The sequence below is a fragment of the Halobacteriovoraceae bacterium genome (genome assembly GCA_020635115.1).
Classification (GTDB): domain Bacteria; phylum Bdellovibrionota; class Bacteriovoracia; order Bacteriovoracales; family Bacteriovoracaceae; genus JACKAK01.
Genome location: JACKAK010000011.1, coordinates 59,398 through 76,208 on the forward strand (window position 1 = coordinate 59,398; position 16,811 = coordinate 76,208).

General features: G+C 32.8%; 12 protein-coding genes. 6 read left to right on the top strand and 6 right to left on the bottom strand.

Annotated features, from left to right (window positions below):
* The gene (locus tag H6622_16215; protein MCB9063069.1) at positions 1-708 is read left to right on the top strand and encodes a response regulator transcription factor; all 708 of its coding nucleotides are present in this window, start codon (positions 1-3) and stop codon (positions 706-708) included.
* 29 nt (positions 709-737) lie between these two features.
* Here H6622_16215 and H6622_16220 read toward each other — a convergent pair whose 3' ends face one another.
* On the bottom strand, positions 738-1,148 hold the full coding sequence (locus H6622_16220; GenBank protein ID MCB9063070.1) for a hemerythrin family protein: 411 nt from the start codon (positions 1,146-1,148) through the stop codon (positions 738-740).
* Between the two features lie 126 nt (positions 1,149-1,274).
* Here H6622_16220 and nifJ point away from each other — a divergent pair, with 126 nt between their 5' ends.
* From nifJ to H6622_16240, 4 genes are all read left to right on the top strand, one after another.
* On the top strand, positions 1,275-4,853 hold the full coding sequence (nifJ, locus tag H6622_16225; GenBank protein ID MCB9063071.1) for a pyruvate:ferredoxin (flavodoxin) oxidoreductase: 3,579 nt from the start codon (positions 1,275-1,277) through the stop codon (positions 4,851-4,853).
* A 12-nt stretch (positions 4,854-4,865) separates the two neighbouring features.
* Positions 4,866-5,858 carry a dihydroorotate dehydrogenase-like protein gene (locus H6622_16230; protein MCB9063072.1) on the top strand — a complete coding sequence of 331 codons (993 nt, stop codon included), beginning with the start codon at positions 4,866-4,868 and terminating at the stop codon, positions 5,856-5,858.
* Positions 5,859-5,960: 102 nt separating this feature from the next.
* A complete protein-coding gene (locus tag H6622_16235) occupies positions 5,961-7,520 on the top strand; it encodes a hypothetical protein (protein MCB9063073.1) in 1,560 nt (519 codons plus the stop codon).
* Between the two features lie 100 nt (positions 7,521-7,620).
* The gene (locus H6622_16240; protein MCB9063074.1) at positions 7,621-9,966 is read left to right on the top strand and encodes an AAA family ATPase; all 2,346 of its coding nucleotides are present in this window, start codon (positions 7,621-7,623) and stop codon (positions 9,964-9,966) included.
* A 35-nt stretch (positions 9,967-10,001) separates the two neighbouring features.
* On the opposite strand, the gene H6622_16245 is transcribed toward H6622_16240, so the two are convergent.
* The 4 genes from H6622_16245 to H6622_16260 form a co-directional block, all read right to left on the bottom strand.
* Positions 10,002-11,321 carry a PAS domain-containing protein gene (locus H6622_16245; protein ID MCB9063075.1) on the bottom strand — a complete coding sequence of 440 codons (1,320 nt, stop codon included), beginning with the start codon at positions 11,319-11,321 and terminating at the stop codon, positions 10,002-10,004.
* Positions 11,318-12,457 (bottom strand): hybrid sensor histidine kinase/response regulator, encoded by a 1,140-nt coding sequence (locus H6622_16250; protein ID MCB9063076.1) that lies wholly within the window; start codon positions 12,455-12,457, stop codon positions 11,318-11,320. Before H6622_16250 ends, H6622_16245 begins: the two co-directional genes overlap by 4 nt.
* Positions 12,450-13,142, bottom strand: coding sequence for a response regulator (locus tag H6622_16255; protein ID MCB9063077.1), 693 nt, complete (start codon positions 13,140-13,142; stop codon positions 12,450-12,452). Before H6622_16255 ends, H6622_16250 begins: the two co-directional genes overlap by 8 nt.
* Positions 13,143-13,232: 90 nt before the next feature.
* The gene (locus tag H6622_16260) at positions 13,233-13,901 is read right to left on the bottom strand and encodes a response regulator transcription factor (protein ID MCB9063078.1); all 669 of its coding nucleotides are present in this window, start codon (positions 13,899-13,901) and stop codon (positions 13,233-13,235) included.
* 175 nt (positions 13,902-14,076) lie between these two features.
* On the opposite strand from H6622_16260, the gene H6622_16265 reads away from it, so the two are divergent.
* On the top strand, positions 14,077-14,691 hold the full coding sequence (locus tag H6622_16265) for an OmpW family protein (protein MCB9063079.1): 615 nt from the start codon (positions 14,077-14,079) through the stop codon (positions 14,689-14,691).
* 46 nt (positions 14,692-14,737) lie between these two features.
* Here the strand turns inward: H6622_16265 and H6622_16270 are convergent, their stop codons facing one another.
* Positions 14,738-16,738, bottom strand: coding sequence for a hypothetical protein (locus H6622_16270; GenBank protein MCB9063080.1), 2,001 nt, complete (start codon positions 16,736-16,738; stop codon positions 14,738-14,740).
* Positions 16,739-16,811 lie beyond the last annotated feature (73 nt).

Sequence of the window (16,811 nt, forward strand, 5' to 3'; positions counted from 1 at the left end):
ATGATTCGCGGACTACTCTTCACTGACTATCAACTGTGGCTTTCCTTTAAAGATATAAATTCACAAATAGATCTTCGTTTTCAAGATCTTGGGCAGATAGATTTTCTGAATTCTCAACTATTTCAAGATATTGATTTCTGTTTTTTTGTAGTTGATGAAAATTCATATAACACAAGGCAAATAGTTGAAAAATTTAAGGCATTTTCATACACCGAAAATATACTTATTTTTATTATTGATAAAAACTTCTCTAATCGCAGATATGTTGATCTTTTAAATTTAGGAGTCGATGATGTGTTTCCTTATATTTCAAATCAACTTGGTACTTTTGAAGATGACCTCAGGGCCATTAGCTTAAGAATTATGGCATTTCAAAATGCTTTAAAACGAAGAGGCGATAAAAATTTGAATATTCAACAAGTTTATACATTTGGAGAATTTAAACTTGATTTGTCTGAAAATATTGTTTGGATTAATAATATTGAAACAGATCTTACCTTTGCTGAATTTAAAATACTCTACTCCTTACTTGCAAATCCTGGAAAAGTTTTAAGTAGAGAAAAGATTTTAGAGCAAATTCAAAATAAAAAGTCGAATGTCACAAAAAGAATTGTCGACACTCATATTGTAGAGCTAAGGAAGAAGCTAGGAGATCATTCAAAAAATATCAAAACAATTCGCGGACTTGGATACAAATATACTGCTTAGATATTATCGTAGTGGAGTAGAATAGTCCATTAAACGAGGCCTATTCCATTTGTGAGTGTTTCTATGGCCTTTTTATCTTCAACCTTAATATGATTAACTAACCAATCTTTCAAAAACTCAAAAAGTTCGGTTTGGATTGATTCATGTTGTTTTCTTTTTTGTAGAAAAAAATCTAACGTTTTTTCAAAAGAGCGATGCTTAAGCTTATGTTTATCAATATCAATATGGTTAATTTGATTGAGTATCTTCTCTTCAGTTGAAAAATGAAATTTTGCATAATATTTCAATTCATTTATAACTACTTCAATTAACTCTTCTTTAAAATCGTCTTTTTCTTGAATTTCATAAAGATCATTTATGAGACCTACCAAACGTTTGTGTTGGTAGTCAATAACTTGACTGCCTGTTACAAGTTCATCGTTCCATTCAACATATGGCATACAGACTCCTTTTTCTTAACAGTTCTTAAGGTTGAGAGTATTTTTGCGTAATGATCAACCTTGCTTGATATCATTGTAACTTGTAAACTTAATCTATTAAATTAATTTAAAGCTTGAGGAGACAGAATGTCTATTGAAAAGAAAGTACTTCTTGATGGAAATGAGGCCGCTGCCTATATTGCATATAAACTGAGTGAAGTTTGTGCCATCTATCCTATCACTCCTTCATCCAGCATGGGGGAATGGGCCGATACGTGGAGTGCACAAGATAAAAAAAATATTTGGGGAACAACTCCAAAAGTAGTTGAAATGCAATCTGAGGCCGGAGCGGCCGGAGCTGTACATGGATCATTGCAAGCAGGATCTTTAACCACAACGTTCACAGCATCTCAGGGTCTTCTTTTGATGATTCCTAATATGTATAAAATCGCTGGAGAACTTACACCTGCAGTCTTTCATATTGCTGCCAGGTCAATTGCCTCTCAAGCTTTATCAATTTTTGGTGAGCATAGTGATGTGATGGCCGCTAGACACACTGGCTTTGCAATGCTTTGTTCAAATTCCGTACAAGAGGCCATGGATCTATCCCTTATTTCTCATATTGCTACATTAAAATCGCGAATTCCGTTTATGCATTTTTTCGATGGCTTTAGAACATCTCATGAAGTTTCTAAAATTTCTCAAATTGAAGACGATGTTATCTTAAATATGTTGGACCCTATGGATGTTCTGGCCTTTAGACAAAGAGCACTAACTCCTGATAAACCTGTTATTAGGGGAACTGCTCAAAATCCTGATGTATTTTTTCAATCCAGAGAGGCGTCAAATTCATTCTACTTAAAAACTCCAGCAATTGTTGAAGAAATTATGAAAGAATTTAAAGCATTGACTGGTAGAGAATACCAATTATTTGATTATTATGGGCATCCCGAAGCGGATAGAATTATTATTATTATGGGTTCGGGTAGTGAGGCCGTAAGCGAGACAATTGATTACTTATTATCAAAAGGTGAAAAAGTTGGTGTATTAAAAGTAAGATTATACAGACCTTTTTCTGTTGAACACTTTTTGAAGGCCATTCCTAAAACGCTCACTCATATTGCAGTTTTAGATAGAACGAAAGAACCTGGATCTACTGGTGAGCCTTTATATTTAGATATCGTTGCGAGTATTAGCGAATCTTTTCAAAATGGAAATACTCAATTTAAAAAATTCCCCAAAATTATTGGAGGAAGATATGGTTTATCATCCAAAGAATTTACACCTGGCATGATAAAAGCGATCTATGATGAGATGAAAAGTGATAATCCCAAAAATCATTTTACCATTGGTATAAATGATGATGTTACTTTTACTAGCTTAGAATATGATCATCATTTTTCCATTGAATCTAAAGAGGTATTCAGAGGAATCTTTTGGGGGTTAGGTTCTGATGGAACTGTGAGTGCTAATAAAAATTCAATCAAAATAATCGGTGAAGAGACTCATAACTACGCTCAAGGTTACTTTGTCTATGATTCTAAAAAGTCGGGTTCAACAACAACTTCATATTTGCGTTTTGGGAGTAAACCAATTCGCTCATCATATCTCATCGATAAAGCAAACTTTGTAGCTTGTCATCAGTTTCAATTCTTAGAGAAAATTAATGTACTTGAAAAGGCCGATGAGAATGCAATCTTTTTATTGAATGCTCCCTATTCAAAAGACGAAGTTTGGGATCATCTCCCTAAAGAGATCCAACAAACAATAATTGATAAAAAGCTAAGATTTTTTATTATTGATGCAATTGAAGTTGCAAAAAAAACAGGTATGGGCCGAAGGGTAAATACCATCATGCAAACTGCTTTTTTTGCGATTTCAGGAATTCTTCCACAAGAAGAATCTATTTTGAAAATTAAAAAAAGCATTCAAAAAACCTTTAGTAAAAAAGGGGATAAGGTCGTTGAACAAAACTACTTGGCCGTTGATCAGACGGTAGAAAACATTTTTGAAGTGAATGTTCCAAGCAAAGTTTCAAGTAAACTAGAAACTCCTGATGTCGTATCTGTATTGGCCCCTGACTTTGTAAAAAATGTCTCGGCCGTTATGCTCGCAGGAAAGGGAGATTCTCTTCCTGTTAGTCAACTTCCCTGTGACGGAACTTACCCTACAGGAACTACTAAATGGGAAAAAAGAAACATCGCAAGTGAAATACCTGTGTGGGATCCAAATTCTTGTATTCAATGTGGGAAATGCGCCATGATTTGTCCGCACGCTGTTGTTAGGATTAAAGTCTATGAAGAAAGTATTTTAGAAAAAGCTCCTACTTCTTTTAGATCTACAAAAGTAAAGGGGAGTGAATTTCCTGAGAAAACAAATTATACTATCCAAGTTGCACCAGAGGATTGTACAGGGTGTGAACTTTGTGTTGAAATTTGCCCGGCAAAAAATAAAGAAGACACGAGCTTAAAAGCAATCAATATGACTCCACAATTGCCCATAAAAGAACAAGAAAAAGAAAATTGGGATTTCTTCAGTCAAATTCCAAATTTTGATAGAAATCTAGTTAAAAAGAACACAATTAAAGGTTCCCAATTACTGGAACCTCTCTTTGAATTTTCCGGAGCATGTGCTGGTTGTGGGGAAACTCCTTATATAAAAATGGTCACGCAGTTATTTGGAGATAGAATGCTCATTGCAAATGCAACAGGTTGTTCTTCTATCTATGGCGGAAACTTACCAACTACTCCCTATACAACAAACAGTGATGGACGTGGGCCTGCCTGGTCAAATTCTTTATTTGAAGATAATGCAGAATTTGGTTTAGGATTTAGACTCTCAATTGATAAAAAACAAGAACAGGCCAGAGAACTTATTTACAAGTATAGAGATGAAATTGGCCCTGAAATAGTCGATCAAACATTACGAGCAACTCAAAAAGATGAAGCAGACATTTATGAACAAAGAGAGCGAGTTGATAAAATAAGGAAATCTATCCTCTCTTCAACAATTATCGACAAAGATTATATATTAAGTCTTGTTGATTACCTGGTCAAAAAGAGTGTATGGATTTTTGGAGGCGATGGATGGGCCTATGATATTGGCTATGGTGGATTAGACCATGTTTTGGCCAGTGGAAAAAATGTTAATATTTTAGTACTAGATACAGAAGTCTATTCAAATACAGGTGGACAAATGTCCAAATCAACTCCGATGGGAGCTGTTGCAAAATTTGCTGCAAACGGCAGGCCTTTAGGGAAAAAAGATTTGGGACTTCTGGCCATGAGTTATGGCCATGTTTATGTAGGGAAAATCGCAATGGGTGCAAATGATACACACACTCTAAAAACCTTATTAGAGGCCGAAAAATATGATGGCCCATCACTCATAATAGCTTATAGCCCTTGCATTGCACATGGTTATAATATGAAATACATGGCCTCTCAACAGAAACTTGCAGTTGAATCCGGACATTGGCATTTGTATCGATATCATCCTGAAAAATCAGAAGTTGGCGAGAATCCTTTTGAGATGGATTCGAGAAGTCCTCGAAAAACTTTAAATGAATATATGAGTCAGGAGATGAGATTTAATGTCTTACATAAAATCGATCCTGAAAGAGCAAAAGAATTAACGACAAAGGCCCAACAGCAGGCAAATGATAAATTTAACCAATACAATCGATTGGCCCAAATGACATTTGGTGATAAAAAGCATGAAGAATAATAGGAGTAAATAGTGAAACTACAAACGAGTTATCTAGGTATTGAATTGCAAAACCCAATTATTGCTTCGGCATGTCCATTAACCAAGGAAATTGAAAACGTTAAGAGGATGGAAGATTCAGGTGTCGCCGCAATTGTTTTGCCCTCATTATTTGAAGAAGAAATCACTCATGATCAAGATGCCCTAGATCACTTTCTTGGTTTTACTGAAGGAGTTTCCTTTGAAGCAAATGATTTTTTTCCTGAAACAGTAGGATACAAAAATTATAAGGGAGAGGAATATCTAACTTGTATAGAACAAATCAAGTCACAAACGAAGATGCCTGTTATAGGGAGTCTTAATGGCAAAACAGTTGGTGGCTGGACAGAGTATGCAAAATTAATTGAACAAGCAGGTGCAGATGCCCTTGAGTTAAATATATATGACATTCCTACAAACCCACATCTCTCAGGTGCTGAAGTTGAACAGAACTATATTGATATTTTAACTTCAGTAAGAAGGGAAGTGAGCATACCTGTGGCCATCAAGGTATCACCTTTTTTCAGTGCATTTGCTCATATGGCCAAACGCTTTGAAAAGGCCGGGGCAAATGGTATTGTTTTATTTAATCGTTTTTTAGAACCTGACTATGACTTAGACTATTTAGAACCACATTTAAGATTGGACTATAGTACTCGTTATGAAATGAGATTACCTTTACATTGGACGGCCATATTATATGGAGAAACAACATGTTCTTTGGCCGCAACAAGAGGCATCAAAACTGGCACAGACATCATCAAAATGATCATGGCCGGGGCAGATGTTGTAATGATAGCATCTCTTTTATATCAACAGGGAATTGAGAAAATTGCCGACATTTTGTTAGACATTCAAGATTGGATGGAAATTAATGAATATGATTCTATTTCTCAAATGAAAGGGTCAATGAGTTATCGGAAAGTGAAAGATAAATCTGCCTTTGAGAGAGCAAATTACATGAAGCTTTTAAGAAGTCACGAATAAAAAAACGATGCTTTTTATTTAATATCATCCAAATCCTACAGAATGTGTTTTTGGCCTGAATTAAAATGTTCTTGTTAGGGGTATTCTTTGTTATAAAATCTCATGCGTTCGATTATCCTTTGCCTTATATTCTCATCCCTTTACGCGGCAATACCTCCAGAGTTTTGTGAAAAGAAATTACTTGAAAATCATAAAGTTTCAGTACTCAAGACGATTGGATCTCAAAAAGGTTTAAGTTTACTTATTAAGAATATATTTAATTTGAATAAAACACACGAAGTATTGGGGGTTGAAACTGGTTTTGAAGGTCAATTTTTAATTGATGTAATAAGAAATGAATTTACTCAGCAAATGTTCGACTTTCAAAAAAAGGATATTGATTATCTTCACTTCCTTTATGAAAAGTATCGTGAATTAAAATCTAAAAATTGCCTTTCTAGTAATCTTAAAGCTCTAGATGAAGAACTTAAAATTTTGATCCAACCTAATCAATTTCGTACGGACAATCAGATTGAGAAAATACTAGCTTTTCTTTATATAGAAAATAGATTTGATGAGTTTCATGACTTCTATGACTTACTGATGAGTGAGAATCATTTTGTTGATCTTTCAGAAATTAATCGACTAGCTTTAAAAGTAGGTCAAGCAGAGTTTTTCTATCATAATATTCAGGTTGGAGCACTTTCTGATTATCTACAATATAATATTGGTGATTTTTTGGTCAGAAATCCGAAAGAATTCATGAAATATTTAAAAAGTTTAGAAGAGACAGGAAAAGAAGTTAAACATTATCTTATCGGAGAAATACTTTCTCAAATGGTTATGGATAGAAACTATTACGCCCTTTTGAATTTATTTTACAGATTCAATTTTCCTGTAAATGATCTCTATCATTTTTCTCATGCTCGTGAATCAGGTTTGAATTTAAATATATTTGATAAAAATACACTTGCCGACTTTGCGTCTGCTCATATTCAATATTTGGATGAAGAAATTCAATACGCTTCAACGAAAGATCTCCCAGAAATAAAAGAATTGCTACCTATTTATGAAAGGAAAAGAGGTGAATTACAATCAATTTTAACTTTGATCCAATCTTTTAATGGACGTCGGAAAATAAATATAATTCCAACTCAAAATGAAATACAACTACTTTCCAATGAAGTTTTAGATTATGTTTTTATAAGATTTGATTATGTATTTAATTATTTAATTAGAGGAGAGAAGTGGGAATTATTATTTTCAATTCTTCGCAAACAGACAAATTGGCATAAAAATAAAAAACCTCACCCTCAAAAATTTAATTCATTTATCCTTTTTCTTAATCAACATGGAACAACAAAGGCAGCAATTGAATTGCTTAAACAGATAAATCCCTATTTTAAGTTAATAAGTTTGCCTGATATATTTTATCAAAATATTTTTCATCATGAATTAGATAAAGAAGATCTTTTAACTAGAGAATTATTTTTTGTTCATTTATTTAATGAAAAAAAATATGACGAAATTGCTTCATTCATAAACAGGGGACTCAATTTAAAAAGTCCACGAACCTTAAAAATTGTAGATCAAAGGATTAATCATCTATGGAAAGAATCAAAGGATCCTAATAAAGCTCGTATACTTAATTCCTTGGAACGTTTAAAAAGTTTACTTAAATAAATTTTCATCGTTTAGATATTGACATTATTTATAGCACTCCCATCTTATGGTTAGAGGGAGTTGTAAAAATATAACTCATGAAATTTGAAGGAGTTAAGCTATGAATAATTTTGATCAATCGGTAATGGGTGCCCTTAGTGTTGCTCAAACAACAGCTGTTGATAGAAAGCATACAGAATTAGCACCAGAACATCTTTTGTGGGGATTAATTAATACTCCGCAGACAGTTTCGAGTAAGAAGTTAAAAAAATATAAGAATTTTACAAAGTCACTTTTGGATAAGTTGCCCGAATCAACACGCTCTATAAATATGGATCAACTTAGACCGTCAAGCAAGCTTTCAGAGTGGCTAACGCGAGCTTCATCTGAAGCAATTCAGGCCGGGAGACAAGATGTAGGAGAGGCCGATTTACTAAAGTTTTTAAAGAAATTTATTCCTCAATTAGAAGTAGATTTTATGGACATTTTTAACCAAGATGAAGAAGAAAATGAAGTCCCTCATTTTCTGACTAACCTCAATCAACTTGCCGAAAGTGGAAAATTAGATCCCGTTATAGGAAGAACTAAAGAAATTAGGGCCGTAATGGAAATTCTTGGTAGAAGAGGTAAAAACAATCCTGTTCTCGTTGGACCTGCTGGAGTAGGGAAGACTGCGATCGTTGAAGGTCTGGCCGAATCAATTGTCAAAGGTAATGTTCCTGATGTTCTTCAGGGGAAAATAGTTTATTCTCTTGATATGGGTGCTCTTATGGCCGGTACGAAATATCAGGGCGAATTTGAGGAAAGAATTCAGGCCCTCTTAAAATTTATTAAGGCCAAGGCCGCTGATTCTATTCTCTTTATTGATGAAATGCATCAGCTAGTTGGTGCAGGTAAAACCAGTGGCGCTATGGATGCTGCGAATTTATTAAAACCTGCTCTGGCCAGAGGTGAGCTCAATTGTGTAGGTGCAACCACTCCGGAGGAATATCAAAAATATATTTTAGGTGACTCTGCCCTTGACCGAAGATTTAGACCTGTACCAGTTAATGAACCTTCAAAAGAAGATGCGATTGAGATTTTGATGGGTATTCGAGAAAAACTAGAAATCCACCATGGAATTAAAATTTCAGATGAGGCCATTTATAATTCGGTAATTTTATCAACCCAATATATTACAGATAAAAATCTACCTGATAAGGCGATTGACTTGGTTGATGAGGCCTGCTCAGCTATGAAACTTTCAGCTGAGGCAATGCCAGCAGATCTTGCAGAATTAGAGGCCGAAATTCGTTCGAAAAAAATATTAGCTGAGGTTGATAAGAAAGATAATCAAATCAAAAAAGATATTGAAAAATTATCAAACGAGTTTGAACTAAGGAAAAAACAATGGGAAGAAGACGTCCTAAAACTTAAAAGGGTTTCAGAACTTAAAAACCAAATTGATAAGTTGAAATTTGATCTCGAACAAGCTGAGAGAAAACAAGACTATGAAACTGCTTCGAAAATCAAGTATTCTCTACTTCCTGAAGTTCAGGCACAAGTTGAAAATACACAACACGATTGGATCTTGAAGTCTGAAGATATAGCAAAAGTTATCTCTAGACAAAGTGGAATTCCAATTGAAAAGATTTTAAAATCTGAGCAAGATAAGATTTTAAATTTAGAAAGTTATTTAAAACAAAATGTCTATGGACAAGACGAGGTCCTCCATGAAATCTCTCAAACCTTAATAACCTCTCATGCTGGATTATCAGATGAATCAAGACCACTTGGCTCTTTTATGCTTAAAGGCCCAAGTGGAGTAGGGAAAACTGAGACGGCCAAAACAATATCTACGTTTTTATTTAATACACCAAACAACCTGATCAGATTAGATATGAGTGAGTTTTCAGAACAACATTCAGTTGCTAAACTAATTGGTGCTCCAGCAGGTTATGTTGGATATGATGAAGGGGGGATACTAACCGAGGCCGTTAGAAAAAAACCATATTCCGTAATTTTATTTGATGAAATAGAAAAGGCTCACCCTAATTTTTCTGATATTCTTCTTCAGATTCTTGATGATGGAAGACTGACAGACAATAAAGGAAGAACTATTGATTTTAAAAATACAATTATTCTCCTTACTACGAATTCAAAAAATCCAGAATTTGATTTCAAACCAGAAGTTCTTGGAAGGCTTGATGCTATTTGTGAATACAAACCTTTGGATAAGAGTGTAATGAAATCACTTATTGATAAGCAGGTTAAATTACTCAATGAGAGATTAAAATCTAAGCATGTACAAATCAAACTTGATAAAAAATCTTATGAAAAATTAACAGAACTTGGTTATGACGAGCGTTATGGTGCGAGACCATTACAATCTCAATTTAATAAGCATATAATACGTCCACTTTCACACAAATTGCTTAAGGGTGAATTGTCCGAGGGGGATGTTGAAATTTCTTGGGATAATTTATAAAAAGGGTGCCAATAGGCACCTTTTTTATCTGTTTTTTAATTAAAAATAAGTAATGTTTCACAACCTTTGTTAGGGCCTTCACTTTTTAAAATGATTTCTCCTCCATTACTTTGCATGAAATTTGCACAACTATGGAGCCCGAAACCAGATCCTCTAAGTTTTGTAGAAAAGCCAAAATTAAATATTTTATTTTTTTCACTTGGTTCAATACCACAACCATTATCTTTCACTTTCAAAACACATTGATTGTGGAGAGTATCAAGTTCTGAAGTGATTTCAATCTTGAAAGAATTGAAGTTCGGATCTTTTTCCTTTCTTTCTAAAATTGCATCTACTGCATTTATATAAATATTAGATAATGTTTGAGATAAACCAATTTTTTCAATTTTAACTATTACAAGAGGATCTACATTGAGATTGACGTCAATATTATGCTTTTGAATCCGCTCTTCGTGAATCATTAAACAGTTGAGGACAATTTCTTTAAGATTTAAATCCACTTTCTGTTTATCTTTGAAATTAGCATATTTTTGTTGTGAACTTATGATGTCACTAACGTGTAAACATCTTTTTCTAACATAGTTATTGTTTTCAGTGTTATCTTTTTCAAATACTCTGTATTCCAAAAGTAATTCATTTAGCATTGATATAATTTTAGAATTTTCATTGCCTAATGAAATATTTTGTTTGTTAATGTGAGAGATTAGTTTTTCAAATAGTGAATTGTTAAACTCCAATTTCTCTCGATTTTTAGTACTTGAAATTCTTCCCATAATTGAAGTAAGTACATTCCCAATATTATGAAGCACGGAAACCGCATTCTCAGCAATTCCCTCCTTGTATGCACTTTCAATCAATTGGTCTTTCATGTCTTTTATTTTTTGCTCACGTTTTCTAATCTCAGTTAAATCTTTGATGGAGAAAATGAATTCATCATTTCCTTTATTTCGTTTCATTTTTACAATATCAATATTTACAGGTAATGTAGACTTCTCCCCAGATATGAGGAAACATTCAATTTCAATATTGGTATTATATTTTTGCGACAATATTTTTTTCATAAAGTCTTCATTTGAAGGAGTACTTATAAAATTTTGAATTCTTAAATTGATTGCTAGTTGCTTAATATTTAACATTTCATTAGCATAAGAATTTGTGAAAACTATAGTTCCATCCTCTTTTGTCACGATAACACCAATTCCAATCGTGTTAAATATTTTTGTCGTGTAATTATAGTTTTCAAATAGCTTACGCGTATGACTCTCTAGATCTTCTTCAAGTTTCAATCTTTTTGAACGTTCTAACTCAATTTGTTCCTTTAAATCTTTAATTAATTTATTTTCAAGTGAAATCATTGTTCCTCCGGAAAAATTAATTTAAAACATGTACCAACATCTATTTCCGAATACACATCTATCGTGACTCTAGAATAATCCAATATTTTTTTTACAATATGCAGGCCTAATCCTAGACCTTGTATATTGTGATGATCAGTTTCGGCCCGTTCAAATACACTGAAAATATTTTTCTGTACTTCTTCACTCATCCCAATTCCAGTGTCCTGAATATAAATAAAACTCTTTCCCTCATGCTGTCCATTGCCAAGTATGATTTCACCAGAAGGAGTGAATTTTATTGCGTTTTGGATAAGTTGATTAATACATTCCCTTATCCCATCTATAGAACTAGTTACATGAATTGAATTATCACAGTGAATTTTTAACTCTAAATCTGAATTCATTAGTGGTTTGTAATTTTTGTATAAATCTAAAATGAGATCTTTTGTATCTATAGATTGTTTTGTTTTAAAAATTTCGGATTTCTCTATGGCCATGCATTTTATTAGATCATCAATCAATGAATTCAGGTATTTTGCCGATGAATGTATATTCATTGAACATGATCTTATTTCTTCATCTAAATTCTCACCTAAGATGAGCTGATTAAAACCTAGAATCGAAGATAATGGAGTTTTTAATTCATGTGTTACTGAAGATAAAAAGCGATCTTTGATAACTTCACTGTCATATTTTTTAGATAATGAAAGTGCAAATTGTTGAATCTCTTGATTATCAAAAGGTTTTTTCAAGTAAAGAAGTTTATCTGGACGGCCGACATAATCAACTACTTCTTTAAGTGATGTATCAGAATAGGCCGTTACAATCACAATCTCAATATTGTTATCTAATTCCCTAATCTTTTTAGCTGTTTCTTGCCCGTTAATCCCGGGAGGCATTCTCATATCTATGAAAACAACTTTTACTTTATCAAAACTTTCAGAGTATTTTTTTACAATATTTACTCCTTCCTCTCCTTGTGATGCCACTAGAACTTCAAATTCTTCTTCTTTTGATGTTTCTATAATACTACTTTCTCCAAAAATCTCACTTGCCAACTTATCAAGTTTATTATTTTGCATTTGTGGCATAAAAATATTTTTATATGAACTTAAAATCTCAGGTTCATCATCTATAAATAGAATCTTATTCATTGATTTCTCCTTTTGTTGTAAATGAGCGTATTTTCTTATATTCCAATTCGGTAAGAGCAACAAACGTTGCTTTAGTTCTATAAAAAGATCCTTCTTTTTCACACTTAAAAGCACGAAGCAATAAAGGACAATGGATTGAATATTCACTTACTAAGAAATCAGATTTGAAACTAAAAATTCCTTCTAATGGAATTTCAAAATCAGACTCTATTTGAATGCTGTTTTCAGAAATATTTGAAATTTTAACTTTCAATGTCTTGTCAGGGAGTAATATTTCACCAAGAAAGTTGATGCTCAAAATACTAAAATGATCTCCATCTCTTCTATTAATAACGTTTTCAATTTTTTCATATAGCAAATTAAAATCTAAAGGCTTAATTATATAATCTATTGCTCCTGATTTTAGAGAGCTTACTATTTTGTCCTTCATACTTAAAGCAGTGAGCATAATCACTGGCACAGTATTTTCCAAACTCTTATATTTTTCCAAAAATTCTAGCCCATTCATTTCAGGCATCATTATATCTAATAAGATTAAATCAATATTTTCAATCGACTGAAAAAGTACCAACCCCTCGATTCCTGTCTTTGCGATTTCGACTTCATAATCTTTTTTCATCAGTGCTTTCGAGAGCATTAACTGAATTTGCGGATTATCTTCAATGACTAATATTTTTTTTGCCATAAATAACTCCTAATTTATTATGGCATGTCTTTGTCATTGAATTTTATGTGAAATGTCTATTTATGATGACAATTTAAGTCTAATTTTCAACTATTTAAGTCCTAATTTATAACCTTTTCCGTAAACAGTTGTAATTTTAAGCTCACTTCCATCCAAAATTTTTCTGATTACTGAAATGAGATTGTCTATACTTCTTAACGACGATGCATCTGATTCAGCATATACAACCTCTATAAGTCTCTCTCTTGAAAATACAACATAGAGATTTTTCACAAGAAAAAAAAGAAGCTTATATTGAGAATTTGTCAATTTGATTTTCTGCCCATTAATGTAAACTAAATGTTTTTTTTGATTAATCTTCAAGTTTTCAATTTCCAGAAACTCATGCTCAGTATTTGTTTGTCTTAATGTTGTTTTTACAATCGATAAAAGCTCAGAGACAGAGAAAGGCTTTTCTATATAATTAATTGCCCCAAGATTATAGCCAGTTGTCCTTGAAACTGTTCCCGTTTTTGCAGACATCAATACAACGGGTATATGTTTTGTAATTTTACTCGTTTTTATTTCAGATAAAACTTCAAAACCACTTGTGTCAGGTAATAGAATATCTAGGATAATTAAATCTGGACGTTTTTCACGAGCAAAAATAAGCCCATCTTCCGCATTGGAGGTAAAATAAAGTTTAAACAGGCCTTCGAGTGATTTTTTAATAATCCCTATCGTTAAATCACTGTCTTCAATAATTAAAATTTTTTCCATACTATTTAAGTTGTATATTCCTTGTGTACATAATTGTACCATTTTATGTTTATTTTTGTATGAATAAAAAATTTCAAAATAAATTATCTCAAAAAATGATTTTGCTCATATTCTTATCATTTACTCTTCTGAGATAATCTGTGATGATTTTTATAATGTTAACCAGGAGTTTTTTGTGAAAAATCTTTTTTTGAGTTCATTATTAGTCCTTTGTACAACAAGTGCAATGGCCTCTAATTTTATGGCCAGAATTCGTGCAGTTTCTGTACTTCCAGACACAGACGGAAGTGTAAAACAAGTTTCTGGAAGTGAAATTCAAATTAATAACGAATCTGTTCCAGAGTTAGATCTTTCTTATTTTTTCAATGAGAATTTTGCACTAGAAACTATACTTGGAACTGCAACTCATAGCGTAAGTGCAAAAAAAGTTTCAAGTACAACTGTAGATTTGGGAAGTGTCACCTTACTACCAGCGACCATTATGGCCCAATTTCATTTCAAAGGTCCTTTTTGTAAACCATATCTTGGAGTTGGTTTAAATTATACCGCCTATTTTGGAGAGCAAACTACTGGTAGTTATAAAGACATTAGTTATGATAGTAAATTGGGATACGCCCTTCAGTTTGGGGCAGACTACGAAATTTCTAAAGATTTCTTTATAAATCTAGACATAAAAAAGTATTTTATGTCAACTGATGTAACAGTTACTCCATACTCTGGTTCAAATCTTACTGCAGAAGTTGATATCAACCCGTTATTACTTGGATTTGGAATCGGGCATAGGTTCTAATAGAACTTTTTAGGTTGCTTATGGGCCAGGATGGCCAGTAAGCAACTTATAAAAATTTGTCTTCACATTTTTCCTTCAACACCACCTTGTGTCCAATATGAGTAAGCTCAGGTGAAACAAAATATTTAACTTTGTTTTGATAATTATTTGTACTGAGTCTAAACCATGTACTTAAAATATACTCAATAACCGCTTGCCCAAGTCTTCTAATTCGCATTGGAAAACGATTTGCTGGATAAATATTGGGATGAGGTAGTCTTTCATATTGAACAAATTCATAAGATATCTTTTCTTGATCAAGCCATCTAAGAAATGATTCAAATAGATCTCTCGGAGTAATGAAATCTTTAGATTTTAAATTTATTTTTAGTCCAGCTCGATTTAATAAATCATACATACTTGTTGCACAATTGTAATGGAGATGATTAAAGCTGATTTTTTCATCTCTCCATTCTTTATTGATTTGTTCAAATGCTTCTTTTATCGCGGACAATTTATCTGGTTCAATAGTACCAGTAACTCTCAATCCAATCGTTGAGCGAACATTGGCGATACCAAAATTTCCTCCAAAATCATCATGCTTGTTATTGCGCACAACATTGTAAAAAAAATTACCTTCACTTAATTCTGTAATAAGCCCAGTTTCATGACCTCTTTTTGCCTTGTAATTAAGATTGTAGACTCGATCATCAACTCTAATTCCAATATGTCCAAATGGATTAATCAATAAATTAGACAGAGTGCCCTGTCTCGTACTCATTGCATAGTTTAGATAAACCTCAAATCTCGATGGAATAGTATCTTGCAAATGTTCAAAGATTTCGTCTTGGTTTAAAACAGGTGTACCATTTTCTAAACCAGTTGAACTTATGATTGTTTCTTGTTTTTCTTTTAACCCAAAAATTTTTTTATGAAAATCTTGTGAGTTTTTAATAAACTCTAATAAACTTGTAAAATCTTGGCCATTTGAAAAATGTTTCTGTGCTTTGAGCATTGAATTTTGTACTGTCTGATTTTTTTGTATCTTTTTATATAATTTTGCGGCCTCAGTTTCATTTTCAACAACTAATGCAAACCCTTCTCTTTCAAAAAACTTTGCAGAATAATATTCTTGAGTGTTTGTATCATTTATCACAATCATTGGTCTTCCAATTGTAAAAACCTCTGCAGGAGTTGCTCCTCCAGGTTTTGCAAACACAAAATCTGCAGCTCTAATAATATTAAAAAGTTTTCTCTGATCGATGAGCTCAAAGTTAATCAACTTATGGATACTACCATGTTTTTCAAGTTCAACTCTCAATTGTTCTGTTTTAATGAATTCTTTATGGTTTTTAGCAGTAAGATTAATGATAGTTGTAGGGGTCGTGTTTCCTTTAAACAATTCCCTTGTAAAATTATGATATTTGAAGATTCCAAGTCCTCCTCCCAAAACAACTATAACTCGGTGATGAGGAGGAATACCTAGTTCATTATACTTATATTCTTCAATTTCATGATGTTCGACTTTAATATAGACATCTTTAGATATGGGCATGCCAATTGATCTCAGTTTTTTTCTTGGAACACCATGGGTCTGAAAACCTATAATTAACTCACGGGCCGGCAAAAATGTCATGTCAAAATTTTTAGCAATTAAGTGAAAATAAGTTAAGGTATCGTCGTAGTCTGCGTGTAACCAGCCCAGCTTTATATCTTTATCTATCATGTTTGACTTTTTTAACTGAGCTATGGCCGCTGCTGTACCATAGTGATTTACTAATACGACAGAGGGATTGTGTCCTCTAATGAATTCTGCCATATTCTCAAGATCAAATGGAGGAATTTCTAATTCATCAATTATTTGAGAATTTTGGTGAGAAACAACTTTTTTTTGAAAACGTACACCTCTGGCCCATCTAGTGTAGTTGGCAAATAAATTGTTGAGAACTCCCATCCGATCTATTACAGGATGTAAAAATCTTTGGGCATTAATATATTGTACTGTTGTTTGTGGGAATTCTTTTTTTAAAACCTCATCCACGGCCCTGGCCTGTGTTATATGTCCCATACCTCCACCAACTAGAAAAAACAAAATTTTTTGTGGATCCCCAGAATATGTTTTCAAGCTAAGTGAGAAGAAT

Excerpts from the sequence above, each read along its gene's own strand:
- H6622_16255 (MCB9063077.1), bottom strand. The coding sequence starts at position 13,142 with ATGGCAAAAAAAATATTAGTCATTGAAGATAATCCGCAAATTCAGTTA.
- H6622_16220 (MCB9063070.1), bottom strand. The coding sequence starts at position 1,148 with ATGCCATATGTTGAATGGAACGATGAACTTGTAACAGGCAGTCAAGTT.
- H6622_16260 (MCB9063078.1), bottom strand. The coding sequence starts at position 13,901 with ATGGAAAAAATTTTAATTATTGAAGACAGTGATTTAACGATAGGGATT.
- H6622_16250 (MCB9063076.1), bottom strand. The coding sequence starts at position 12,457 with ATGAATAAGATTCTATTTATAGATGATGAACCTGAGATTTTAAGTTCA.
- H6622_16215 (MCB9063069.1), top strand. The coding sequence starts at position 1 with ATGATTCGCGGACTACTCTTCACTGACTATCAACTGTGGCTTTCCTTT.
- H6622_16245 (MCB9063075.1), bottom strand. The coding sequence starts at position 11,321 with ATGATTTCACTTGAAAATAAATTAATTAAAGATTTAAAGGAACAAATT.
- H6622_16240 (MCB9063074.1), top strand. The coding sequence starts at position 7,621 with ATGAATAATTTTGATCAATCGGTAATGGGTGCCCTTAGTGTTGCTCAA.
- H6622_16235 (MCB9063073.1), top strand. The coding sequence starts at position 5,961 with ATGCGTTCGATTATCCTTTGCCTTATATTCTCATCCCTTTACGCGGCA.
- nifJ (MCB9063071.1), top strand. The coding sequence starts at position 1,275 with ATGTCTATTGAAAAGAAAGTACTTCTTGATGGAAATGAGGCCGCTGCC.
- H6622_16270 (MCB9063080.1), bottom strand. The coding sequence starts at position 16,738 with ATGGGACATATAACACAGGCCAGGGCCGTGGATGAGGTTTTAAAAAAA.